Genomic DNA, 23,144 nt, shown 5'->3' with positions numbered 1-23,144 from the left:
GCGGGTCGCCGAGGCCGTGCGGATCGCGGCCCAGATGCGGCAGCTCACGGACCGGGATGGCCGGGGCCCACTGCTCGTACAGCTCCTTGAGCGCGTCCTGCTGCTGGCCCGACAGCGCGGCGAGCCACGGGTCGGAGGTGCCGGTCGGCAGCAGCCGGTTGGCGATCACCGCCTCCACCCGGCAGCCGTGCAGCGCCAGCCCGGCGCGGGCGGTGCGCACCGCCCGGTCGGCGAGCGGCCCGGGCTCCACGACCAGCCGTACGGTGGTCGCCTCGGACTCGATCACACCCTGGACGGCGGCCAGCTCCCGCTCCCAGCGCTCGGCCGTCTCGTACAGCTTCTGCGCGGGCATCGGCACCCCCGCCAGCTGGGCCAGCATCGGCCGCAGCGCACGGGCCGCCTGCCGCTCGGCGGGCAGCAGCCGCCGCAGATAGCGCCGCAGCTGCTCGGGCAGCGCCAGCAGCGCGACGGTGTCCGGCGCGGGTGGCATGTCGACGACGAGGACGTCCCAGCCGGTGCCGGGCGGGGCGGTCTGGGCGGCGCGCAGGGCGCGCAGCAGCGCGATGGCCTCCACCCCGGGCAGCGCGGTCAGCTCCTCGCCGTCCAGCGGGGTGGCGCCGAGCAGGTCGAACAGGCCGTGGCCGCGGTCCTGGAGGGCGGTCAGCTCACCGCGGAACCACTCGTCCGTGACGATCCGCGCGGCCCACAGCCCCGGCGCCGGCTCGACGGGCACGGACCACGGCAGCCGGTCCGCCGGACGCCCGGGTACGGCCCGCGGCGCGCCGATGCCGAGCAGCGCCTCGGGGGTGCCGTCGGAGTCGGCGGTGAGCAGCAGGGTCCGCTGCCCCTCGCGGGCGGCGGCGAGGGCGGTCGCGGCGGCCACGGTGGTGCGCCCCGCGCCGCCGGTACCGGTGACGAGGACCGTACGCATGTGGAGAGCCTCCGGCAGGGGGGTCGGTGTGCGCGGCGCGGGTCCGGTGATCCGCACCCGCCGGAGCGTACCCCGCGCCGTGGAGCACCCCGGGCACCGTCGGCGCCCGGGGTGGTCCGGGCGGGTCAGGCGCCCTCGACGCGCTTCTTCAGCCCCGCGAGCGCGCGGTCGATGATGACCTTCTCGGCCTTGCGCTTGATCATGCCCAGCATGGGGATCTTGACGTCGACCGTGAGCTGGTACGTCACCTCGGTGCTCTTGCCGCCGTCGCGCGCCGAGAGCCGGTAGGAGCCGTCAAGGGTGCGCAGCATCTGGGACTTGACCAGGGACCAGTTGACCTGGTCGTCCCCGGTCCAGCTGTACTGGAGGGTGTAGTCGTCCTTGATCGCGCCGGCGTCGAGCAGCATCCGCACCTGCTCGGCGCGCCCCCGTGCGTCCTTGGTGAGGATGTCGGCCTCCTTCACCTCACCGGACCACTCCGGGTAACGGTCGAAGTCGGCGATCACCTCCATCACGTCGGCCGGGGCCGCCTCGATCGTGATGCTCGAGCTGGTGTGTTCCGCCATCGCCGTGGCTCCTCCGTACCGGTCCGCCGCATGGGTCCTCTGCGGCTGAAGGCTACCGCGCGCGGGTCACCACTCCAGGGTCCAGGGGGTGCCGGAGGAGGCGAAGTGTCCGACATTGACGCACTCGGTGGCCCCGATCCGCATACGGCGGGCGAGCGGCTGATGGACATGGCCGAAGAGGGAGTACTTGGGACGGACGGTGTGGATCGCCTCCAGCAGGGCGGCGCTGCCGCGCTCGAAGCGGCGGGCGACGGTGTCGTAGCAGAGGTCGGGCACCTCCGGCGGGATGTGGGTGCAGATCACGTCCACCTCGCCGAGCGCCGCGATCTTCGCCGCGTAGGTCTCGTCATCGATCTCATAGGGGGTGCGCATCGGCGTGCGCAGCCCGCCGCCCACGAAGCCGAAGACCAGCCCGCCGATCTCGACGCGCTCACCGTCCAGGACGGTGGTGCCGGACTGGGCGTACTCCGGCCACAGTGACGGCATATCGACATTTCCGTAGGTGGCATACGTCGGGGTGGGGAACGCGGCGAAGAGCTCGGCGTATTGGCGGCGGATCCCGGCCTCTATCGCCGCGTGGCGATCGAGCCCCTCCCACAGCCGGTTGCCGAGCGCCCGGGCCTCCTCGAAGCGGCGGGCGGTGCGCAGTTCGACCAGCCGGTCGGCGTTCTCGACCCCGAAGAGATCGGGGAAGATGCCACGTGAGTGGTCGGCGTAGTCGAGGAAGAGAACGAGGTCACCGAGGCAGATCAGAGCGTCCGCACCGTCACCGGCCTTCTCGAGGTCCTCACTGTTGCCGTGCACGTCACTCACCACGTGGACTCGCATGCGTGTCACCCTAAGACGTAAGGGCCCGCGCCCGTAAGGTGTTCTGGCCGCACCGCCCCGCGTCTACCTGCGGTTCCTTAGCGGACGCGGCGCCCGTCGACTAGTCTGCGGGCAGCACGAAGGCGGTGTGTGACGCATCAAACATCTGGGCAGGAACCCCTATCCCGGAAGCGTACCGATGGGTAACGTCCGGGCCGTCCACCACCCCCCATGCCCTGTAGCGGCGCCGGCGCCCCACGAGGAGCAGCAGTCTTGCGCGAGTTCAGCCTTCCGGCCCTGTACGAGGTTCCGGCCGACGGCAATCTGACGGATCTCATCCGCCGCAATGCCGCACAGCATCCCGATGTCGCCGTGGTCGGCCGCAAGGTCGACGACCGATGGGAGGACGTGACCGCGACCGCGTTCCTGGCGGAGGTGCGCGCCGCCGCCAAGGGACTGATCGCGGCCGGAGTGGAGCCGGGCGACCGGGTCGGCCTGATGTCCAGAACCCGCTACGAGTGGACGCTGCTCGACTTCGCCATCTGGAGCGCGGGCGGGGTCACCGTGCCGGTGTACGAGACGAGTTCACCGGAGCAGGTCCAGTGGATCCTCAGCGATTCGGGCGCGGTGGCCGCACTGGTCGAGACCGGTGTCCACGAGGCCGCCGTCGAGGCCGTCCGGGACACCCTGCCCGACCTGAAGCACGTCTGGCGGATCGAGGGCGACGCCATCGGGACGCTGCGGAAGCTGGGCGAGCACGTGGCCGAGGAGAAGGTGGACGAGCGCTCCTCGATCGCCAACGCCGACTCCCCCGCCACCATCGTCTACACCTCGGGCACCACCGGCCGCCCCAAGGGCTGTGTGCTCTCCCACCGCAGCTTCTTCGCCGAGTGCGGCAACGCGGTGGCCCGGCTCAAGCCAATCTTCGACACCGGTGAGTCGTCGGTGCTGCTGTTCCTCCCCGAGGCCCATGTCTTCGGGCGGCTGGTGGAGGTCGCGGCGGTGCTGGCGCCGATCAAGCTCGGCCATGTGCCGGATGTGAAGTCCCTGACCGATGAACTCGCCGCGTTCCGGCCCACCTTGGTGCTGGGTGTGCCGCGCGTCTTCGAGAAGGTCTACAACTCGGCGCGGGCGAAGGCCCAGTCCGAGGGCAAGGGCAAGATCTTCGACAAGGCGGCCGACACCGCCATCGAGTACAGCAAGGCGCTGGACGCCCCGGGCGGCCCGTCCTTCGGGCTCCGCTTCAAGCACAAGGTCTTCGACCGGCTGGTCTACAGCAAGCTGCGGGCGGTGCTGGGCGGCCGGGCCACCCACGCCATCTCCGGCGGGGCGCCGCTGGGCGAGCGGCTGGGCCACTTCTACCGGGGCATCGGCTTCACGGTGCTGGAGGGGTACGGCCTGACGGAGTCCTGCGCGGCGACCACCTTCAACCCCTGGGACCGGCAGAAGATCGGCTCGGTCGGGCAGCCGATGCCGGGCACGGTGGTGCGCATCGCCGACGACGGCGAGGTGCTGCTGCACGGTGAGCACCTCTTCACCGAGTACTGGAACAACGAGACGGCCACGGCCGAGGCGCTGTCGGACGGCTGGTTCCACACCGGGGACGTGGGCACGCTCGACGAGGACGGCTACCTCACCATCACCGGCCGCAAGAAGGAGATCATCATCACCGCGGGCGGCAAGAACGTCGCCCCGGCGGTGATAGAGGACCGGATCCGGGCCCATGCCCTGGTGGCCGAGTGCATGGTCGTCGGCGACGGCCGTCCCTTCGTGGGCGCGCTGGTCACCGTGGACGAGGAGTTCCTGCCGCGCTGGGCGGCCGAGCACGGCAAGCCCGAGGGCGTGACGGTGGCTGAGCTGCGGGAGGACCCGGACCTGCTGGCGGAGATCCAGCAGGCGGTGGACGACGGTAACGCGGCGGTGTCCAAGGCGGAGTCGATCCGGAAGTTCCGGATCCTGGCGACGCAGTTCACCGAGGACTCCGGGCATGTGACGCCCTCGCTGAAGCTGAAGCGGAACGTGGTGGCGAAGGACTTCGCCTCGGAGATCGACGCCATCTACCGCGGCTGACGGCCGCCAGGTCATCGGCTCGGGCCCGGGGCTCGCCCCGGGCCCTGCCGGGCGTCCGGCGGACCACGCGGCGGAGCCGCATATCGATGCTTCCCCCTCCCTGCCCCCTACGCCTGCGGCGGGCTGCTCCCCTCCCCGCCTCTTCCCGAAACTGGGGCTTCGCCCCAGACCCCGGGGCCAGGGGCGAAGCCCCTGGTAACGGGATCCCGATCCGCCGGACACCCTCTGAGCCCCTGAGCCGTCACAGCAGCGACGTGAGGCGATCGGCCAGCAGATCCCAGCGCCAGCGCTCCTCCACCCAGGCGCGGCCCCGCTCGCCCATGCGGCGGCGCAGCTCGGCGTCCTCCAGCAGGGTCACGACGCGCTCGGCGCTCTGCTCGGCGGAATCGCCCCGTACGACCCATCCGGTCTCGCCGTCCAGCACCGCGTCCGGCGCGCCGCCCGAGTCCCCCGCGACCACCGGCAGACCGGTCGCGGACGCCTCCAGGTAGACGATGCCGAGTCCCTCGACGTCCAGCCCGCCACGACGGGTGCGGCAGGGCATGGCGAAGACGTCGCCCGCGCCGTAGTGGGCGGGCAGCTCCTCCCAGGGGACGGGGCCGGTGAACCGCACCGACCCGGCCACGCCCGTGGTCTCCGCGAGGCGGCGCAGGTCCTTCGCGTACGGCCCGCCTCCGACGATCAGCAGCACCGCGTCCGGCACCCGCCGGAGGATCCTCGGCATGGCCCGGATCAGGGTGTCCTGCCCCTTGCGCGGCACCAGCCGGGAGACGCAGACCACGACGGGGCGCCCGGCCAGGCCCAGCCGGGCCCGGATCTCGTCGCCGCCCGAGCCGGGGTGGAAGGTCTTCTCGTCCACCCCGGGCGGGAGTTGGACCATCCGGGCGGCGTCCCGGGGGTCGAGCGCGGCGGCGATACGGGAGCGGGTGTACTCACCGAGATAGGTGAGGGTGTCCGTGGCCCCGCCGATCCGCCGCAGCAGCTGCCGTGAGGCGGGCAGCTGCGCCCAGGCGGCCTCGTGGCCGTGCGTCGTGGCCACCAGCCGCCGCGCCCCGGCCGCGCGCAGCGCGGGGGCCATCAGCCCGAGCGGCGCGGCGGCGCCGAACCACACCGAGGTGCAGCCGTGCTCGCGCAGCAGCGCGGTCGCGCGGCGGGTGACGCGCGGGGTGGGCAGCAGCATGGTCGTGCGGTCCCGGACGACCGGGTACGGCTGCTCGGCGTCGAAACGGGCGGTGGCCTCGCCGCCCTCCCGGCCGCGCTTCCAGGTGGAGGCGTAGACGACGATCCGGTCCGGGTCCAGGCGCAGCGCGATGTTGTGCAGAAACGCCTGGATGCCACCGGGGCGGGGCGGAAAGTCGTTGGTCACGAGCAGGGTCTTGTCCATCGTGGCCGACAGTACCGGGTACGGCGGCGAGCCCGCTCCGCCGCGTCCGGGCCGGGGGCCCGGGGCGGTGCGGCCCGGCTCGGTCGCCACGCACGGCGGCGGCGCCCGGCTCGGCTCGGCCGCCACACACTGGGCCGGGCCGGGCCCCGGGGCGGCGCTCAGCCCAGCTCGGTCGCCAGGTACTGGGGCGGGCCGGGCCCGGGGCGGCGCTCGGCTCAGCTCGCCCGCCACGTAACGGCGCCCGGCTCGGCTCGGCCGCCACACACTGGGCCGGGGCCGGGGCCCCGGGGCGGGACTCAGCCCAGCTCGCCCGCCACGTAACGGCGCCCAGCTCGGCTCGGCCGCCACACACTGGGCCGGGGCCCCGGGGCGGCGCTCAGCCCAGTCCGGTCCCCACGCACGGGCACACTGCTCAACCCAGCCCGCCCGCCACGCACGGGCACAGTGCTCAGCCCAGCTCGGTCGCCACGTACTTCCGCCACCGCGCCGTGAACTCCCCCATGCTCACCCCGAGCACCTTCCGCAGCGCCGACTCCACCGCGCCCGAGCGCTCATGCGCCCGGCCCACCGCGCGGTAGAAGTCGACCAGCTTCCTCTCGCCCCAGGTGTCGGCGATCAGGCGGCAGGCCAGCCAGCCCTGTTCATAGGCGCGGGAGAGGCGGTCGGGGTCGCTGCCGAACCGGAAGTCGTCGTCGCGCGGGAGCGCGGTGGGCAGCTGCCCCGCGGTGACGGCCTCGGTGAGCTCGGGGGCGATCTGGCGGGGGGTGCGGCCCGGGGTGCGGTACCCCACCCAGTCGGCGAAGCCCTCGGAGAGCCAGAGCGGGGTGGCGGCGCTGGTGGCGGCGCGGGTGGCCACGTGCGCCGTCTCATGGGTGATCACGACGCGTCGGCCGAAGTCGCCGAGTACCTGGTACGCCTCGGGGTTGACGATCACACGGTCGGCGGGCGTCTCGTCACCTGCCCCGCCGACCTCGCCCGTGGTGACGGCGGCGATCCCCCGGTAGCCGTCCGCCGAGGCGCCGAGCAGGGCGGCCATCCGGCTCAGCGAGGCGGGCACCTCGACCACGACGCGCCCGGCCCACTCATGGGGCCAGACCTTGCCCAGGACGGGCACCGCCCGGTCCGCGGTGTCGGCGACCGCGCGCAGCACCCGCCGGTCCTGCCCGACGCCCAGCACGAGGCTGTGGGCGCCGCGCACGACGTCGACCGTGCCCTGGTCCCACAACTGCTCCATACCGCGCTTGCCGTCCACCACACCGTCGTCGGAGGCCACGTACCACTGCCCGCCGCGCCGGGCGAGGGTGAGGTACTGGGCGGAGACGACCGGCGCGGTGTCGTACCCCTTCAGCCGGTACCGGAGTTCGACCTGTGCGGCGAGGCTGCGGCCGCCGACCCGCGCGGGGTCGAAGCCGCCGGTGCGCACCAGGCGGTAGGTCCAGGAGCGCAGCGGTACGGCGGACATCTGCCGGAACACCCGTCGCTGCTCGGCCAGATACCCGGCCGAGCCGCGGTCGACGGTGGCGAGGAAGGCGTCCGCGTCCCGCTCCCGGACCGCGGCCGCCCGCTGGTCCAGCATGCGCTGCACGGCCCGGCCGTCGCGTCCCTCGGGGTCGTCGGGCGCGGGGACCGGTCCGCAGCCGCTCAGCGCGGTCAGGGAGAACGCGCCCACCAGGGGCAGGCACAGCAGCGCCCGCCATCCGCCCGATCTCCACCGACCCGCCACGTCTTAGATCGTACGAGCCCGCGCGCCGGCTTCAGACGCGAGTGATGGAAGAGATCGGCAGCATGCCCACGGGGTCGTAGCGGACCCGCGCCCCGGGGTAAGGGGCGTGGATCACCTGCCCGTTGCCCGCGTACATGGCCACATGGCTGGCGTCGGAGCGGTAGACCACCAGATCGCCGGGGCGGGCCTGGGACAGCGGCACCGGCTGCCCGGCGTGCGCCTGGGCCTGTGAGGTGCGCGGAATGGCCACCCCGGCGTGGGCGTAGGCCCATTGCATCAGCCCGGAGCAGTCGAAGGCGGTGGGACCTGCCTGGCCCCATGCGTACGGCAGCCCCAGGGCCGCCCGTGCCGCGCCGAACGCCGCGGCGGCCCGCCCCGAGGACGGTAGGGCGTGCGGCCCGCCAGGGAGCTCCCCGGAGCCGTAACCGGAATCGGAACCGGAACCGGAACCGGAGCCGGAATCGGGACCGGAAGGGGAGCGGCCGCCGGGCAGGGCGCCCGGCACCAGCCCGGCGAGGGCGGCCCGCTCCCGCCCGCCCGCCCGCGAGGCGCGGCGCGCGTAGCTCTCCCACTCCCCCGGCGGCAGCGCGTTCACCAGCCGCCGCGCCGTGGCCAGCCGGTGCTGGACCGCCCGCTTGTGGCGGGCCACCTCCTTACGGCTGTGCTCCAGCTTCACCAGCTTGGCCGCGGCCTCCGCGCGCTCCTGCCGCAGCGTCCGCTGGGCGCTCTGGAACACCCGCAGCTGGGCGGTCTGACGGCTGGTGATCCGGTCCAGGGTGGCGGCCCGGTCGAGGTACTGGGCGGGGTCCCCGGACAGCAGCAGGGCGAGGCCCGGGTCGATCCCTCCGGTGCGGTACTGCCCGCCCGCGAGGGCGCCGAGCGCCGTCCGCATCCGGTTGACCCGCCCCTGGCCGCGGGCGACCCGGTCCTGGATCCGGCCGACCTGGCGGCGCAGGGCCCGGGCGCGCGTCTCCGCCGCGTTGTAGCGCTCGGTGGCCCGCTCGGCCTGGGCGTAGAGCGTGGCGATCCGGTCGCCGGTGGACCGGGCGGACGGACGGCCCGCCGGGTCGTGCGGCTCGGCACCGGCCGGCACGGCGGACAGCGCGGCGGCGGAGGCCACCGCGGCCGCCGAGGCGGCGGTCCAGACGGTGGCCCGGCCGGACCGGGGTTTCGCGACGCGGCGACAGGACGCCATGGGAAGCCGCACTCCCTTCCGCAGTGTCGGGCTGAGAACTGCGGGCAGACAGTAGCCGCGGCGCTGGTCACGGTCCAACGGCCGTGGTGTGCGGACACACTGACGCCCCGCCGACTGACGCAGGTCACCGGCGGGGCGGGGGATCAGCGAGGGCGCTGGAGATTCGCCCGAAAGGATGGCAGTTGAGGCGGTTTGAAACCTGGTTCGCGGGACTTCCGGATCAGACCCGGACGCCGAACTGGAACGGCATGTTGTCCATCGACTCATAGCGCACACCGGCACCGGGCTTGGGCGCGTGCAGCACCTGGCCGTTGCCCGCGTAGAGACCTATGTGGTGCAGGTCGCCGTAGAAGAGCACCAGGTCGCCCGGCTTGAGCTCACCGCGGCTGATGCGGGTGCCGGCGTTCGCCTGGTCCTGGGAGATGCGCGGCAGCTGCACCCCGGCCTGCTGGTAGGCCCAGCCGGTGAGTCCGGAGCAGTCGAAGGAGGACGGACCGGTCGCGCCCCAGACGTACGGGAGGCCGATCTTCGTCTTGGCGGCGGCCAGCGCGGCGGCGGCGCGCCCCGACTCGGGCACCTCGTTGCCGAGGTCGACGCGCTCGCTGGAGCGGTTGGCGCGCTCGGCGTCCTGGGCCGCCAGCTTGGCGCGCTCCTTGGCGGTCAGGGTGTTGAGGAGGTTCCGGGCCTTGGACAGCTTGCCCTGGATCTCGTCCTTCTTCTTGCCGAGCGCCTTACGGGTGTCGGCAAGGTCCTGGAGCTTGGTGGACGCCTCCTCGCGCTGCTGCTTGAGGGTGCGCTGCTTGTCGGCGATCTTCCGCAGGGACTCGGCCTGCTTGCCGCTCAACTGGCTGAGGGTGGACGCCTTCTCGAGGTAGGTGTCCGGGTCGGAGGAGAGGAGCAGCTGCACCGAGGGGTCGATCCCGCCGGAGCGGTACTGCGCGGTGGCCATCGAACCCAGGCCGTTGCGCAGCTTGTTCAGGTCCTCCTGGCCGCGTGCCACCTTGTCCTGGAGATCGCCGACCTGCTTCTCCAGCTTCTGCTGCTTCTCCTTGGCGCCGTTGTACTTCTCGGTCGCCTGCTCCGCCTCTTCGTAGAGCTTGTCGACCTGCTCCTTGACGTCCTTCTTGTCCTGCTTCGGAGCGGCCTGGGCGGCCTGGGAAGTGAGCGCGACGGCGGCGGCCGCGGTCGCGGTCGCGGTGAGGACGGTTACCCGAGTGCGGCTCGGCTGCTTGGGTCGACGGTGGGACGCCACGAAGGCGAGCTCCTTCTTCCTCCAGCCGCCTACCGGGAGTTGGGGGGTTGTGAAGCCCCGGCTCCGCGACAGGGCGCGGACTCGGCGGTACCTCCGCTGTCACCCCGGATGGGTGATCAACCGCGCGAAGGTTCGAGCTGACGATAGTGACCCCGCCGTGATCCGTTCAAATCCCGACGGCAAAAAAGTCGGTCCACGGAGGCATCTTTTACAAATATCGTACAGGCAGTGATGACCGATGACGCTCCGCTGACACCACAAGTGCCCCGGGTCAGACTTGTGAAGCCATTCGAAGTGATTCGGGCAGTTCGGCCGTGGAACGGAGAAACGGGGCAACCGGGGCGCGGGGCCGGGCGGTTCGGGGCACGTCGGCTCAGGTTCGAGCTACGTCGGCTCAGGTTCGAGCTACGTCGGCTCAGGTTCGAGCTACGTCGGCTCAGGTTCGAGCTACGTCGGCTCAGGAACGGGCAAGCCGCTTCAGCAGCAATGCCGATGCCACGGGGCGCGCTCCGGCGCGTGCCACCCCGTCGGCCACCTCGCGGTCGGTGGACACCACCACCACCGGACGACCCGGCGGCTCGGCCCGCACCAGCTGCCGGATCAACTCGTCGGCCGTCACACCCGGCTTGCTGAACAGCACCCGTACCCCGCGCGGCGGCGCGAGCAGCACCGGAGCGGCCAGCTCCGCCCCGTCGAAGACACAGGTCATCTCCGCGCCCGTCTGGGCCGCGAGCACCGCCAGACCGCCCAGCAGCCGCAGCCGCTGCTTCTCCAACGGCATGGTGGGATAGCCGGTCTTGGTGACGTTGTAGCCGTCCACCACCAGATGCGCCTGGGGCAGCGCGAGCAGCTGGTCCAGCAGCGCCGGGTCCATCTCCGACAGCGCCCTGGTCGCTATGTCCTTCGGCGTCATCTTCCCCGGCTCCACGGCGTCCACCGTGTCCGCCGGGCGCATCGACGCGGGCGGCAGGGCGAGTTCGCGCCGCAGCCCCTGCGCCGCGTCCAGCACCGTGTCCAGCAGCAGCCGCAGCCGCATGTCCTCCACGCTGCGGCCCTCGCGCACCGCCCGCCGGCTGGCCTCCAGCGCCGACTCCGCCTCCGAGAGCCGGGCCCGCAGCCGCCGTGCCTCGCTGTCCGCGGTGGCCTGACGGGCCGCCGCCTCCGACCGCACGGACTCCAGCTCCGCCTCGATCTTGCGCAGCGCGGCCGCGCCCCGCTTCACATCGCTCTGCGCGCTGCGCAGCTTGCGCTGGAGCACGTCGTTCTCCTTGCGGGCCGACTCCAGCTCGGTGCGCGTCCGCTCCGTCTCGTGCCGGGTGGCCGCCTTGGCCTCCGCGAGCTCGTCGCGCAGCCGCTGGAGCTCGCGCGCCGCCTCCTCACCGGCCCGTTCGGCGGAGGCCCGCTGGGCCTCCTCGCCCGCCGCCTCGACCAGCTTGACCCAGCCCACCGGGCGCAGCACATACGCCACCGCCGCGACATCCACCGGATCGGCCGCGGCGGGCGGCGACCCGCCCTCGATCGCCTCGGCCAGCTCCCGCTGGGTCTCCCGCAGCCGTCCCGCGATCCGCTGCCGGAAGACGGGGTCGCTCTCCACCGCGGCGGCCATCGCGTTGCCCGCGAACTTGGCGCGGCGGGTCGGGGTGAAACGGGCGTACTGCCGCAGCTGGGTGGGCAGCTCGGTGACCGTCAGCCCGCCGAAGGCATCCGCGACCAGCGCCACCACGCGCCGTCGCACCCCTTCCGGCAGGGGGCGGTCCAGCGCCTCGGGGACGCCCTCGGCGTCACCGGCCGCCCCGGGGTCACCGGTCCGCTCCACCACCTGTCACCGCTCCGTTCTCAGGCGCTCTGGCCGGTGCTCGGACGATCCACGAGTTCGACCTGGTCGACCGCGTTGCACCAGCGACAACGCACTGACTCAATGGTCTCACCGAGCACCTCGCGTTCCTCGACTCTGGGTTCCCCCGCCAAGTCGAGATGCACATACTCCACGGCTCTGGTCGAGCGGGTCACATCGAACCGGGTGAGATTGCCGCACAGTGTGCAACGCCAGCGGGTCTGGTCGGTCGGCAGGGGCACGGCCATGGTTGCGGGTCCTCGCTTCTCGGCTCGTCGGCGGCGTCCTGTAACCCTACGGCCTGAGCCCTGGCCCGTGCCGGGCCCGTCCGCCCCCCATGACCCGGCGGAGCGCGGCGAGGCGCTCTGTGGAGGTTGTGTCCGGTACGGAATGATCTGCCCATGATCGAGACGTCGTCGGGGCGCCACCGCCCCTGGATGGCGGGGCCCGGCCGCCCCTGGATGACGTACGGCCTGATCGTCAGCTGCTGCCTGATCTTCGTCCTCGGGCCGGCCTCGGGGCTCAACCCCGGCTACGGCTCGGGCGGGCGGCTGATGGAGGCCCAGTCCACGTACTTCGAGCGCTGGGGGGTGGTGCCCACCGCGCTGTGGAGCGGCGACCCCGATCAGCCGCTCGCCCCGCTGACCGCGCTGTTCGTGCACGGCAACTGGCTGCATCTGCTCGGCAACATGCTGTTCCTCTATGTCTTCGGGGCGATGACCGAGGAGCGGATGGGCCGTCTCCAGTTCGCCGTCTTCTACCTCGCCACCGGCTATCTGGCGCTGCTCGGCTACGCCGCCGCGCACGCCGACTCCGCCCAGTCCCTGGTGGGCGCCTCCGGGGCCATCTCCGGGGTGCTCGGCGCCTTTCTGTGGCTGTTTCCCCGGGCCCGGGTGACCAGCCTCTTCCCGTTCCTGCTCTTCCTCCCGCTGCGGTTTCCCGCCTGGGCGGTGCTGATCTTCTGGGTGGCCCTCCAGTGGCTGGCCGCCCGGCAGGCCGACGACCGCCCCGGCGTCGCCTATCTCGCCCATCTCGTGGGCTTCACGCTCGGCTTTCTCTACGCGTGGGCCCGGTTCGGGCGGACGGCTAGAGTGGGCGGCGCAGCCCGGCCCAGTGAGGGAGAAAGCCAGCCGTGATCACTTCGATCGTGCTCATCAAGACCAACGTGGACCAGATCCCGGAGACCGCCGAGAAGATCGCCGCGCTGGAGGGTGTGAGCGAGGTCTACTCGGTCACCGGCGCGCACGATCTGATCGCGATGGTGCGGGTGGCCCGGCACGACGACCTCGCGGACATCATCACGGGCCAGATCAGCAAGCTGCCGGGGGTCGCGTCGACCGAGACCCATATCGCGTTCCGGACGTACTCGCAGCACGACCTGGAGGCGGCGTTCGCGATCGGGCTGGACGGCTGACGGCTGTCAGGCGGCGCGTGGCGCCTGCGGCGGGCCACGCGGCGGAGCCGCATATCGGTGCTTCCCCCCTCCCCGCCCCTTCCCACTACTGGGGCTCCGCCCCAGACCCCAGCCGGACCCTCTGGATGCGCGCGGACGCCCGCGCCACCCACGACAGCGACGACCACCTCCTCACCCCCGCGGAAACCGGGGCTCGCCCCCAGGCCCCGGCCGGGCGACCCGAAGGCGCGCGGGCGCCCGCGCTGACGAACCGACCACGATCAGCCCACCGCCGCCGACACCCACAACAGCGACGACCGCCCCCTCACCCCCGCGGAACCGGGGCTCCGCCCCAGGTCCCGGCCGGGCCGACCCGGCTGCGGTCATCCGCCACGTAGGCCGCAGACGCGGCCAGCCCGCCGGTGCGGGCATTCGCGCCCTCACCGCCCGCCCCGCAGGCACCCTGGCCCCTGCCCTCGCAGGGCGGTCAGCTGATCGCGGGGTCCAGGGGCGGAGCCCCTGGTTGCGGGAAGGGGCGGGGAGGGGAAAGAACCCCCGGACACCCCCGCAGGGCCCGGCGCTCCCGAACGCTTGGCCCAGGGCCCAGGGGCCCAGGGGCCCAGGGGCCCACGAGGCCCGTTGGGTCTCAGCCGCGGTCGGGGACGCAGCGGCCGTCCTCCGTGCGGTAGGTCCACCGGGCGCCGTCGCGCACCAGCTCCTTCACGGCGCCCACGAACCGCTCCACATGCTCGTCCGGAGTGCCCGCCCCAAAGCTGACCCGGATCGCGTTCAGCGACCGCTCCCCCGGCGCGGCCTCGGGCGCGCCGCACTCGCCCGGCTCGTCGGGCTCGCTGTCCAGCAGGGTGCGGACCAGCGGATGGGCGCAGAACAGACCGTCGCGTACGCCGATGCCGTACTCCGCGGAGAGCGCCGCCGCGAAGTGGGAGCTGTTCCAGCCCTCCACCACGAACGACAGCACGCCGACCCGGGGCGCGTCGTCGCCGAACAGCGAGAGCACCCGCACCTCGGGCACCGCGGCCAGCCCCGCCCGCACCTTCTCGATCAGCTGCCGCTCACGGGCGACCAGGCCCTCGAAACCGGCCTCGGTCAGCGCCTTGCACGCCGACGCGATCGCGTAGACCCCGATGACGTTCGGCGAGCCCGCCTCGTGCCGGGCGGCGGTGGTGTGCCACTCGACGTCGACGCCGCCGTCCTCCCTGCGCGTGACCTTACGGCTGGCGCCGCCGCCCGCCAGATACGGCCGGGCCTCCCGCAGCCAGTCCGCCCGCCCGGCCAGCACCCCGGCCCCGAAGGGCGCGTACAGCTTGTGCCCGGAGAAGGCCACCCAGTCCACGTCCGCCTCGGCGATGTCCACGGGGTGGTGCGGGGCCAGCTGCGCGGCGTCCAGGACGATACGGGCGCCGTGGGCGTGCGCGGCCGCGGCCAGCTCCCGCACCGGCCACAGCTCGCCGGTCACATTGGACGCGCCGGTCACGCACACCAGCGCCGGGCCCCCGGCGCGCCCCGCGAGCGCCTTCTCCAGCGTCTCCACCGCCTGCCGCGGGGAGCGCGGGGCGCTGAGGTAGCGGACGGTGACGTCCTCCCGCTGCTCCCACGGCAGCAGCGAGGCGTGGTGCTCGGTCTCGAAGACGAAGACCTCGGTGCCCCGGGGCGCCACGGCGGCCAGGAGGTTGAGCGAATCGGTGGTGGAGCGGGTGAAGACGACCTGGTCGTCCTCGCGGCAGCCCAGGAAGGCCGCGACGTCCTTACGGCTGTTCTCGAACAGGTCGGTGGACAGCTGCGAGAGGTAGCCCGCCCCGCGGTGCACGCTGCCGTAGTACGGCGCGTAGGCGGCGATGTCGTCCCAGACCCGCCGCAGCGCGGGGGCGCTGGCGGCGTAGTCGAGCGCCGCGTAGGTCACCTCGCCGCCCGTGACCAGGGGCACCAGGACGTCGCCGCCCAGCACGGGCAGCGGCTCACAGGCGGCGGCAGCGGAGGTGGTGGCAGTGGCGGTGGCAGTGGCGGTGGCGGCAGGGCGTGCGGACATGGCGAAGTCTCCCGAAGGGGTTGAAGGAATGCGTGACGCGCCGGAAACGGCGGCGGCGGCGAGCCGGCCGTAAGGGCGCGGAAAATCGCTCGACGCACGGCCATACCGCGCGGAGCACATTGAGGAGAGACGGGGCCGCTCGGCCCTAACGCATTCGCTGCATCACGGAAGAACTCCCTCGACCACCAGGACCCCTAGTGCGAGGGGTCCGCGCTTGCCGCCGGCCTCGCTGCCTGGCGGCCTGGTCATCACCCGGGGCACCCCGCCACGGACGGAGGGTTGCCGGACAGCGGGCCGGGGCCGTAGTCGCTGTCGCTCGTGACCTGGGCAGGAGTATGCCATGCCGTAGGCCGGCGCCCATGGTCTGTCCGCATCCCGGACAGACCATGGGCGCCGTAAGGAGTTCGGCGGCGCCCTGAAGGGGCGCGAGGCTGTGTCGATGTGCGGCTCCGCCGCGGCTGTATCGACATGCGGCTCCGCCGCGTGGGCGACCAGCCACGACGGCGCCGCAGACCGTCGACGGCATATCAGTCCACTTTCAGCGGAGCGTTTACGCGTGGGTGGCCCGCACCCATCGCTCCAGAACGTCCCGTGCCGCGCCCGAGTCGATCGACTCGGCGGCCCGCGCCACACCCGCCCCGATCCGGTCCGTCAGGGGCTTGTCCCCCGGGTCCGCCTCGAGGGCCACCAGCGCCGCCGCCGAGTTCAGCAGCACCGCGTCCCGCACCGGGCCCCGCTCGCCCGCCAGCAGCCGACGGGCCACATCGGCGTTGTACGAGGCGTCAGCGCCCCGCAGAGCCTCCACGGGGGCCCGTTCGACGCCCACGTCCCGGGGGTCGAAGGTCTCCTGGCGCACGGCGCCGTCCCGGACCTCCCACACCTGGGAGGTCGTGGTCACGGTCAGCTCGTCCAGCCCGTCGTCGCCCCGGACGACCAGCGCGGAGGAGCCGCGCTCGGCCAGCACCCCGGCGATGATGGGCGCCATACGGGCGTCGGCGACCCCGGTCGCCTGACAGGTGACCTTCGCCGGGTTGGTCAGCGGGCCGAGCAGGTTGAACGGGGTGGCGACACCCAGCTCGCGGCGGGCCGAGGCGACATGGCGCAGCGACGGGTGGAACTTCACCGCGAAGCAGAAGGTGATCCCCGCCTCCTCCGCGACCTCGACCACCCGCTCGGGGGTGATGTCCAGATTGACGCCGAGCTTCTCCAGCACGTCGGAGGCGCCGCTGGCGGAGGACGCGGCGCGGTTGCCGTGCTTGACCACCCGCGCGCCGGTACCGGCGACGACCAGCGCGGACATGGTGGAGATGTTGACGGTCTTGGCGCGGTCGCCGCCGGTGCCCACGATGTCCACGGTCGCCCCGGGCACCTCGATCACCCGGGCGTGCTCGTACATGGCCCGCACCAGACCGGCCACCTCGGAGACCGTCTCGCCCTTGGCGCGCAGCGCGATCGCGAAACCGGCGATCTGGGCGTCGGTGGCCTCGCCCCGCATGATCCGGTCCATGGCCCAGGCGGTGTCGTCGGCATCGAGGTCCCGGCCGGCGATCAGCGACGTCAGTACGTCCGGCCAGGTGCGGGCCGTCGCGGTGCTGTCGCCTCCGGCGGGGGTCACAACGTCCATGGTCCGCTCCTGGATCCGTGGGGGTGGGCAGGGAAGGGGTCCGCGCACTTCAGCGGCCCGCCGCAAGCCTATCGGCCGCACGGCCAGGGCCCCGGCCGGACCGTGTGGTCCGGGCCGGGGCCCTGGTCTGTGGCGTCGCTGTATGTCGCTGTATGCGGAAACCGGTCGCTGCGGGTTACCGGGAGATCAGTGGTGGCCGTGGCCGCTGGTGATCTCGTGGTACTCCTCGCGGGTCGGCTTCGGAATGACGTTGTCCCCGCCGTAGTAGCCCTTGGAGAGCTTCGAACGGAGCTTCTGGGAACGCTTTATCTTCCGCTTGACCCCGTTCTCGTCGACCTCCGGGCCGATCTCGTAGGGCTCGGGCTGCTCGTGCTGGGTGAGCGTGTGCAGCTGCTCCTGCGCGAGCGGCTCGTGGACCTCGATGAACTCACCGTGCGGCAGCCGCTTGATGATGCCGGTCTCACGGCCGTGCAGCACCTTGTCCTTGTCGCGCCGCTGGAGGCCGAGGCAGATCCGCTTGGTGGCGATGAACGCCAGGACCGGGCCGACGAAGAAGGCGATCCGCACGAACCACGTGATCGAGTTGATCGACAGGTGGAAGTGGGTGGCCCACAGGTCATTACCGCCACCGACCAGCATCACGAAGTACGCGGTGATCCAGGCGACACCGAACGCGGTACGGGTCGGGGCGTTGCGCGGGCGGTCCAGGATGTGGTGCTCGCGCTTGTCGCCGGTGATCCAGGACTCGATGAACGGGTAGAGCCCGATCGCGAACAGGACCAGCGGGAAGAGCACGATCGGGATGAACACGCCCAGCACGAGCGTGTGGCCCCAGGCGGTGATCTCCCAGCCGGGCATCACACGGACCAGACCCTCGGCGAAGCCCATGTACCAGTCGGGCTGGGCGCCGGTGGAAACCTGGTCGGGCCGGTAGGGGCCGATGGTCCAGATGGGGTTGATGGTCGCGACCGCGGAAAGGGCCGCGATCACACCGAAGACCAGGAAGAAGAAGCCGCCCGCCTTGGCCATGTAGACCGGCAGCAGAGGCATGCCGACGACGTTCTTCTCGGTCTTTCCGGCCCCGGGGTACTGCGTGTGCTTGTGGTAGAAGACCAGGATCAGGTGCGCCACCAGCAGGCCGAGCATGATGCCCGGCAGCAGCAGGACATGGACCGGGTAGAGCCTCGCGATGAGGTCCGTACCGGGGAACTCGCCGCCGAAGACGAACATCGAGATGTAGGTGCCGACCACCGGGATCGACAGGAACACACCCTCGATGAACCGCAGACCGGTGCCGGAGAGCAGGTCGTCCGGGAGCGAGTAGCCGGTGAAGCCGGTCAGCATGCCGAGGAAGAACAGCAGGAAGCCGAACAGCCAGTTGATCTCACGCGGCTTGCGGAACGCACCGGTGAAGAACACGCGCATCATGTGCGTGAACATGCCGGCCAGGAAGACCAGCGCGGCCCAGTGGTGGATCTGCCGGATCAGCAGACCGCCGCGCACCTCGAAGCTGATGTCGAGGGTCGACTGGAACGCCTCGGACATCCGCACGCCCTGCATCGGGACGTACGGGCCCTCGTAGACGACCTCGGACATGCTGGGGTGGAAGAACAGCGTCAGGTACACACCCGTGAGGATGATGACGATGAAGCTGTAGAGGCAGACCTCGCCCAGCATGAAGGACCAGTGGTCCGGGAAGATCTTGCGCATATTGGCCTTGGCCAGGCTGTAGATGCCCAGCCGGCCATCGGCCCAGTCCGCGACGCGCTCACCCGCGGGCGCTTTGCCCCGGCGCTGCGCGGCGCTGTCGCTTGTAGTACTCATCCGCGCTCCCAGTAAGCAGGACCGACGGGCTCCGAGAAGTCGCCCATGGCTTCGAGGTACCCCTGGTCGTTGGCCCTGATCCGCAGCTGCGGCAGCGCGTGACCGGCCGGACCGAAGATCACTCGGCCACCGTCGGAGAGGTCGAAGGTCGACTGGTGGCAGGGGCACAGGACGTGGTGGGTCTGCTGCTCATAGAGGTTGATCGGGCAGCCGACGTGGGTGCAGATCTTGGAGAACGCGACGATGCCCTCGTGCGACCAGTCCAGTTCGCGCTTGTCCTTGATGTTCTCCGGCTGGAGCCGGACCAGCATCAGGGCGGCCTTGGCGATCTCCGTCTGGAAGTCGTGCTGCTCCTCGCTCATGCCCTCGGGCATGGCGAAGGTGAGCGAACCGACGGCGATGTCCTCGGGGCGCAGCGGCTGCATGGTGTTGTAGTTCATCAGCCGCTTGCCCTTGGCCCACTTGGTGTGCCGGAGCTTGGTGCCCGGCATCGGACCGAGGTCCCGCAGCAGCACGATGCCGGAGAGCGGCACCAGCGCGAGCGCGCCGAAGAGGGTGTTGCGGGCCAGCTTGCGCCGGCCGAAGCCGGACTCCTTGGCGCCGGCGGCGAAGTCCTCGAGGACCTTCGACTTGACCTCGGGGCTGGCCTCGATGGGGTGGCGCTCGTCGGCGATCTCCACATCGGACATCAGGGTGCGGGCCCAGTGGACCGCGCCCGCGCCGATGGCGAACAGCGCGATGCCGAGCGTCAGCCCCAGCGCGAAGTTCAGCGCGCTGATGTGCCCGATCGGGAAGACGTAGATGTACTTGTCGACCGGGAGTGCCACATACGCGGCGATGAAGGCGATCGTGGCCAGCATCGAGACCGTGAAGAGCAGGGCGACGGTGCGCTCGGAGCGCTTCGCGGCCCGCTCGTCGATGTCCTGCTTGCGGTGCTCGTGCGGGGGCAGCCCCGGGTCGGCGAACGGGTCCTCGGTCGGCCTTACGGCGCTCCCGGCCCCCCGCCCTTCCGGCAGCTTGTCTTCTGCTTCTGAAATCTCGTGGCTACTCATGACTTCTTGGCCTTTGCGGTCCGGGCGGCGACCCAGATGGTGAGGACGATCATCGCGCCCATGCCGAAGACCCAGCCGAACAGACCCTCGCTCACCGGGCCGAGCCCGCCGAGCTCAAGACCACCCGGGGTCTTGCTCTTGTCGCTGTTGACCGTGTCGAGGTAGGCGATGATGTCCTGCTTGTTCTTCTCCGGCATCACGGTGTCGGGGAAGGAGGGCATGTTCTGCGGGCCGGTCTGCATGGCCTCGTAGAGATGCTTGGGGCTGACTCCGTCGAGAGCCGGCGCGAACTTGCCGTTGGTGAGGGCACCACCCTTACCGGCGAAGTTGTGGCACTGCGCGCAGTTCGTACGGAAGAGCTCCCCGCCCTTCGCGACGTCCGCGCCGTCCGGGCTGTACTGGCTCTTGGTGGGCGTCACCGGACCCGCACCGAGCGACGCGATGTAGGCCGCGAGCTGCTCGATCTCGGCGTCCGAGTAGATCTTCTTCTTCTTCGGCACCTGGGCGCCCGGCTGCTGCGCGGGCATGCGGCCGGTGCCGACCTGGAAGTCCACGGCGGCGGAGCCGACGCCGACCAGGCTCGGGCCGTCAGAGGTCCCCTGACCGCCCGTGCCGTGGCAGCTGGCGCAGCCGACGGCATAGAGCTTCTTGCCCTCCTCGATGGCGAGGGACTGGGCGGAGCTGTCGTCGGCCTTCGCCTCGCTCGGCGAAAACGCGGCGTACAGCCCCCCAGTGACCGCCAGCGCGAAGAGTAGGACGACGAGCGCAGCCAGCGGATGGCGCCGTCGTGCGGAGAGCTTTTTCACGGATTACCCCGGTGTCAGGATCTTCTGCGTCGATGCTGTTAAGGACGTGGTTCCGGTGCGGTGACCGGCTTACTTGATCATGTAGATCGTGGCGAAGAGGCCGATCCAGACGACATCGACGAAGTGCCAGTAATAGGACACGACGATGGCCGCCGTCGCCTGCTGGTGGGTGAACCTCTTGGCCGCGTACGTCCTGCCCAGGACAAGCAGGAAGGCGATCAGGCCGCCCGTCACATGCATGCCGTGGAAGCCGGTGGTCAGGTAGAACACCGAGCCGTAGGGGTCGGAGGAGAGCGAAAGCCCGTCCTTCTTGACCAGCTCGGTGTATTCGAAGATCTGACCGCCGATGAAGATCGCGCCCATGATGAAGGTGATCACGAACCAGGAGCGCAGCTTCTTCACGTCGCCGCGCTCGGCGGCGAAGACGCCGAGCTGGCAGGTGAGGGAGGAGAGCACCAGGATCGTGGTGTTCGTCGCCGAGAACGGGAAGTTCAGCGAGGACGCCATTTCCTTCCAGTGCTCGGCTCCGGTCACCGATCGCAGGGTGAAGTACATCGCGAAGAGGGCCGCGAAGAACATCAGCTCGGAACTCAGCCAGATGATGGTTCCGACGCTGGTGAGGTTCGGCCGGTTGACCGACGGGTGCGCGTGCCCGGTTTCTACTGCTGTTGCTGTCGCCACGACCGACATTATGTCGGTCGCTTATCCAGCGCTCACTCCCGGGGGTCCCGTTCGGAGTGTCAAGGGCCGCGTCAAGGACATCGAGCCTGCTCGTCGGGGCTGTTCCGGACAGTCCCTCGAAGGAGGGAGAGATCCGTACGCCCCCTCCTCCGGACGGCTGTACGGGAGTAGCATCCGCCTCAGGAGCCCGGCAGATCACTTACTTCGTCCGGAGGTCAGGATGCGGCCCACCGCAACGGTGCTGGTCTACAGCGATGACGTGAGCACCCGCGAGCAGGTGCGCCTGGCGGCCGGGCGCCGGCCCGCCGCCGATGTGCCCCCGGTGGAGTTCCTGGAGTGTGCCACCCTCCCGGCCGTTCTCACGGCGCTGGAGGAGGGCGGCATCGACGCCTGTGTGCTGGACGGCGAGTCGGCGCCCGCGGGCGGGATGGGCGTCTGCCGGCAGATCAAGGACGAGATCTTCCAGTGCCCGCCGGTGCTGCTGCTCATCGGCCGCCCGCAGGACGCCTGGCTGGCCACCTGGAGCCGCGCGGAGGCCGCGGTCACGCATCCGGTGGACCCGGTGGCCCTGGCGGACGCGCTGGCCGGGCTGCTCCGCAAGCGGCTCGCCGTGGGCGCCTGACCTCACCGTCCGCACCGTCCGCACCGCCCGCTCAGGCCTGGGGGCGGAGCCGGGCGGAGTCGGCGGGGGTGGCGTCGGACTGGCCGGAGGCGACGGCGCTGCCCTTGCGCCAGTCCGCCCAGGCCATGTTCCAGTCGCCGTAGCCGTTGTCGAACGTCGCCATGTCCTCTCCGTTGCTGTGCACCACCTGGACGATGTCCCCGAGGCGCACGGTGTTGAAGAACCACTGGGCGTTCGCGGTGCTCATGCCCGTGCAGCCGTGGCTGACGTTGGCGTAGCCCTGCGAACCGGTGGACCAGGGCGCGGCATGGACGTATTCACCGCTCTTGGTGACCCGGGCGGCCCAGTAGACCATCAGGTCGTAGGAGCCCGCGCCGAGCCCGATGCTGGCGCCCGTCATCCGTACGGCGGATTCCTTGGCCAGGATGACCTTGATGCCGTTCCGGGTGTCGAATCCGGGCATACCGGTGGTGATCGGGATGGTCCGGATCGGCACTCCATTGCGCTTCACCGTCATCTGGTGGGTTCCGGAGTCGGTGAGGGCCTCGAGGCGGTCGCCGGTGGTCAGCCGCAGCGACTTGGCCTCGCCGCCGTAGAGCCCGCCGCCGATCCGGATGCCCTTGAGGTTGGAGTGCACCGTGATGGTGGCGTGGGCGGGCCAGTACTCCTGCGGGCGGTAGTGCAGGTTCCGGCTGTCCACCCAGTGCCAGACGCCCTCCACCGCGGGCCGTGCGTCCACCTTCAGGGCGCGCTCGATCACGGCGCGGGCCGAGGGGTCCTTGACGGGCCGGCTCAGCTTGGCCGTGATGGGCTGCCCCACCCCGTACTCCCCCGCCTTGGGGCCGAAGGTGACCTTCAGCAGCCGGTGGGCGGAGCTGGTGGTGAAGTCGACCGTACGGCGGCCCGGAGCGCCGTTGGAATCCTCCGTGGACACCTTCAGCGTGTAGTGGGCACCCGCGGCCAGCGGCACCGTGCTGCGCCAGCGCCTGCCGTCGTCGGTCAGCTCACCCCGGACGTAGCGGCCCGCGGCGTCGGTGGCCGTGACATCGGTGATCCGGCTGTCGTCGTCCTTGGCCGTCACTTCGAGCGGCTTGTCCGGATTGGCCTTACGGCCGTCGCCGTCACCGCTGAACGAGATCTGATCGGCGGCGTCGTACGGCTTGGCGGACAGGGGGTCGGGGGATCCCCCGCATCCGCTCAGACCCGCTATCAGCGGCGCCACCAGCAGGGCGCAGGTCAGCACCGCCCGGCTTCTGAGTGATCGAGGTGTGTGGCTCATGGAGCCAACGTAAGAACGGGGTCCGGGAACGGCGCGCGGAGTGAGGCACCGGAG

The 23,144-nt window shown here is 71.5% G+C and carries 19 protein-coding genes, 1 pseudogene and 1 riboswitch; of the genes and pseudogenes, 4 read left to right on the top strand and 16 right to left on the bottom strand.

The window, feature by feature from the left end:
- Positions 1 to 85 precede the first annotated feature (85 nt).
- From ABD329_RS48305 to ABD329_RS27855, 3 genes and pseudogenes are all read right to left on the bottom strand, one after another.
- A pseudogene (locus tag ABD329_RS48305) lies at positions 86 to 931 on the bottom strand (ArsA family ATPase); the annotation flags it as partial.
- A gap of 125 nt (positions 932 to 1,056) precedes the next feature.
- Positions 1,057 to 1,497 (bottom strand): SRPBCC family protein, encoded by a 441-nt coding sequence (locus ABD329_RS27860; RefSeq protein ID WP_198281446.1) that lies wholly within the window; start codon positions 1,495 to 1,497, stop codon positions 1,057 to 1,059.
- Between the two features lie 66 nt (positions 1,498 to 1,563).
- Entirely contained in the window at positions 1,564 to 2,325 is a 762-nt protein-coding gene (locus ABD329_RS27855; RefSeq protein WP_198281447.1) for a metallophosphoesterase family protein, read from the bottom strand.
- A 252-nt stretch (positions 2,326 to 2,577) separates the two neighbouring features.
- Between ABD329_RS27855 and ABD329_RS27850 the strand changes: the two genes are divergently transcribed.
- Entirely contained in the window at positions 2,578 to 4,374 is a 1,797-nt protein-coding gene (locus tag ABD329_RS27850) for an AMP-dependent synthetase/ligase (RefSeq protein WP_198281448.1), read from the top strand.
- A 241-nt stretch (positions 4,375 to 4,615) separates the two neighbouring features.
- Here ABD329_RS27850 and ABD329_RS27845 read toward each other — a convergent pair whose 3' ends face one another.
- The 6 genes from ABD329_RS27845 to ABD329_RS27820 form a co-directional block, all read right to left on the bottom strand.
- Entirely contained in the window at positions 4,616 to 5,758 is a 1,143-nt protein-coding gene (locus ABD329_RS27845) for a glycosyltransferase family 4 protein (protein ID WP_198281906.1), read from the bottom strand.
- A gap of 448 nt (positions 5,759 to 6,206) precedes the next feature.
- Positions 6,207 to 7,481: a hypothetical protein gene (locus ABD329_RS27840; RefSeq protein WP_425574386.1), complete on the bottom strand. Its 1,275-nt coding sequence runs from the start codon at positions 7,479 to 7,481 to the stop codon at positions 6,207 to 6,209.
- Between the two features lie 31 nt (positions 7,482 to 7,512).
- Positions 7,513 to 8,676 carry a C40 family peptidase gene (locus ABD329_RS27835; protein ID WP_344317076.1) on the bottom strand — a complete coding sequence of 388 codons (1,164 nt, stop codon included), beginning with the start codon at positions 8,674 to 8,676 and terminating at the stop codon, positions 7,513 to 7,515.
- A gap of 220 nt (positions 8,677 to 8,896) precedes the next feature.
- A complete protein-coding gene (locus tag ABD329_RS27830) occupies positions 8,897 to 9,928 on the bottom strand; it encodes a C40 family peptidase (RefSeq protein WP_344317075.1) in 1,032 nt (343 codons plus the stop codon).
- A 457-nt stretch (positions 9,929 to 10,385) separates the two neighbouring features.
- A complete protein-coding gene (locus ABD329_RS27825; protein ID WP_344317073.1) occupies positions 10,386 to 11,747 on the bottom strand; it encodes an NYN domain-containing protein in 1,362 nt (453 codons plus the stop codon).
- A 17-nt stretch (positions 11,748 to 11,764) separates the two neighbouring features.
- Positions 11,765 to 12,010: a hypothetical protein gene (locus ABD329_RS27820; protein WP_344317072.1), complete on the bottom strand. Its 246-nt coding sequence runs from the start codon at positions 12,008 to 12,010 to the stop codon at positions 11,765 to 11,767.
- A gap of 153 nt (positions 12,011 to 12,163) precedes the next feature.
- On the opposite strand from ABD329_RS27820, the gene ABD329_RS27815 reads away from it, so the two are divergent.
- Positions 12,164 to 12,898, top strand: coding sequence for a rhomboid family intramembrane serine protease (locus ABD329_RS27815; RefSeq protein WP_344317071.1), 735 nt, complete (start codon positions 12,164 to 12,166; stop codon positions 12,896 to 12,898).
- Entirely contained in the window at positions 12,895 to 13,176 is a 282-nt protein-coding gene (locus ABD329_RS27810) for an Lrp/AsnC ligand binding domain-containing protein (protein ID WP_020872014.1), read from the top strand. Before ABD329_RS27815 ends, ABD329_RS27810 begins: the two co-directional genes overlap by 4 nt.
- A gap of 625 nt (positions 13,177 to 13,801) precedes the next feature.
- On the opposite strand, the gene ABD329_RS27805 is transcribed toward ABD329_RS27810, so the two are convergent.
- The 6 genes from ABD329_RS27805 to ctaE form a co-directional block, all read right to left on the bottom strand.
- Positions 13,802 to 15,202, bottom strand: coding sequence for an aminotransferase class V-fold PLP-dependent enzyme (locus tag ABD329_RS27805; RefSeq protein ID WP_198277323.1), 1,401 nt, complete (start codon positions 15,200 to 15,202; stop codon positions 13,802 to 13,804).
- Positions 15,203 to 15,407: 205 nt separating this feature from the next.
- Positions 15,408 to 15,526, bottom strand: a riboswitch (SAM riboswitch).
- A 226-nt stretch (positions 15,527 to 15,752) separates the two neighbouring features.
- The gene (trpD, locus tag ABD329_RS27800) at positions 15,753 to 16,826 is read right to left on the bottom strand and encodes an anthranilate phosphoribosyltransferase (protein WP_198277322.1); all 1,074 of its coding nucleotides are present in this window, start codon (positions 16,824 to 16,826) and stop codon (positions 15,753 to 15,755) included.
- Between the two features lie 186 nt (positions 16,827 to 17,012).
- A complete protein-coding gene (gene qcrB, locus ABD329_RS27795; protein WP_198277321.1) occupies positions 17,013 to 18,650 on the bottom strand; it encodes a cytochrome bc1 complex cytochrome b subunit in 1,638 nt (545 codons plus the stop codon).
- Positions 18,647 to 19,702, bottom strand: coding sequence for a cytochrome bc1 complex Rieske iron-sulfur subunit (qcrA, locus tag ABD329_RS27790; RefSeq protein WP_198277320.1), 1,056 nt, complete (start codon positions 19,700 to 19,702; stop codon positions 18,647 to 18,649). Before qcrA ends, qcrB begins: the two co-directional genes overlap by 4 nt.
- Positions 19,699 to 20,508, bottom strand: coding sequence for a cytochrome bc1 complex diheme cytochrome c subunit (gene qcrC, locus ABD329_RS27785; RefSeq protein WP_191067294.1), 810 nt, complete (start codon positions 20,506 to 20,508; stop codon positions 19,699 to 19,701). The genes qcrA and qcrC overlap by 4 nt, the downstream gene beginning before the upstream one ends.
- Positions 20,509 to 20,577: 69 nt before the next feature.
- Positions 20,578 to 21,198, bottom strand: coding sequence for an aa3-type cytochrome oxidase subunit III (gene ctaE, locus ABD329_RS27780; protein ID WP_020872008.1), 621 nt, complete (start codon positions 21,196 to 21,198; stop codon positions 20,578 to 20,580).
- Positions 21,199 to 21,409: 211 nt separating this feature from the next.
- Between ctaE and ABD329_RS27775 the strand changes: the two genes are divergently transcribed.
- On the top strand, positions 21,410 to 21,811 hold the full coding sequence (locus ABD329_RS27775) for a hypothetical protein (RefSeq protein ID WP_198277319.1): 402 nt from the start codon (positions 21,410 to 21,412) through the stop codon (positions 21,809 to 21,811).
- A 31-nt stretch (positions 21,812 to 21,842) separates the two neighbouring features.
- On the opposite strand, the gene ABD329_RS27770 is transcribed toward ABD329_RS27775, so the two are convergent.
- Positions 21,843 to 23,090 (bottom strand): L,D-transpeptidase, encoded by a 1,248-nt coding sequence (locus tag ABD329_RS27770; protein ID WP_198277318.1) that lies wholly within the window; start codon positions 23,088 to 23,090, stop codon positions 21,843 to 21,845.
- Positions 23,091 to 23,144: the final 54 nt, after the last annotated feature.

Source organism: Streptomyces javensis (assembly GCF_039525925.1).
In the GTDB taxonomy this organism is placed as follows: domain Bacteria; phylum Actinomycetota; class Actinomycetes; order Streptomycetales; family Streptomycetaceae; genus Streptomyces; species Streptomyces asiaticus.
Note: the sequence above shows the minus strand (reverse complement) of the source record. Positions and strands in the feature narration are given on the sequence as shown.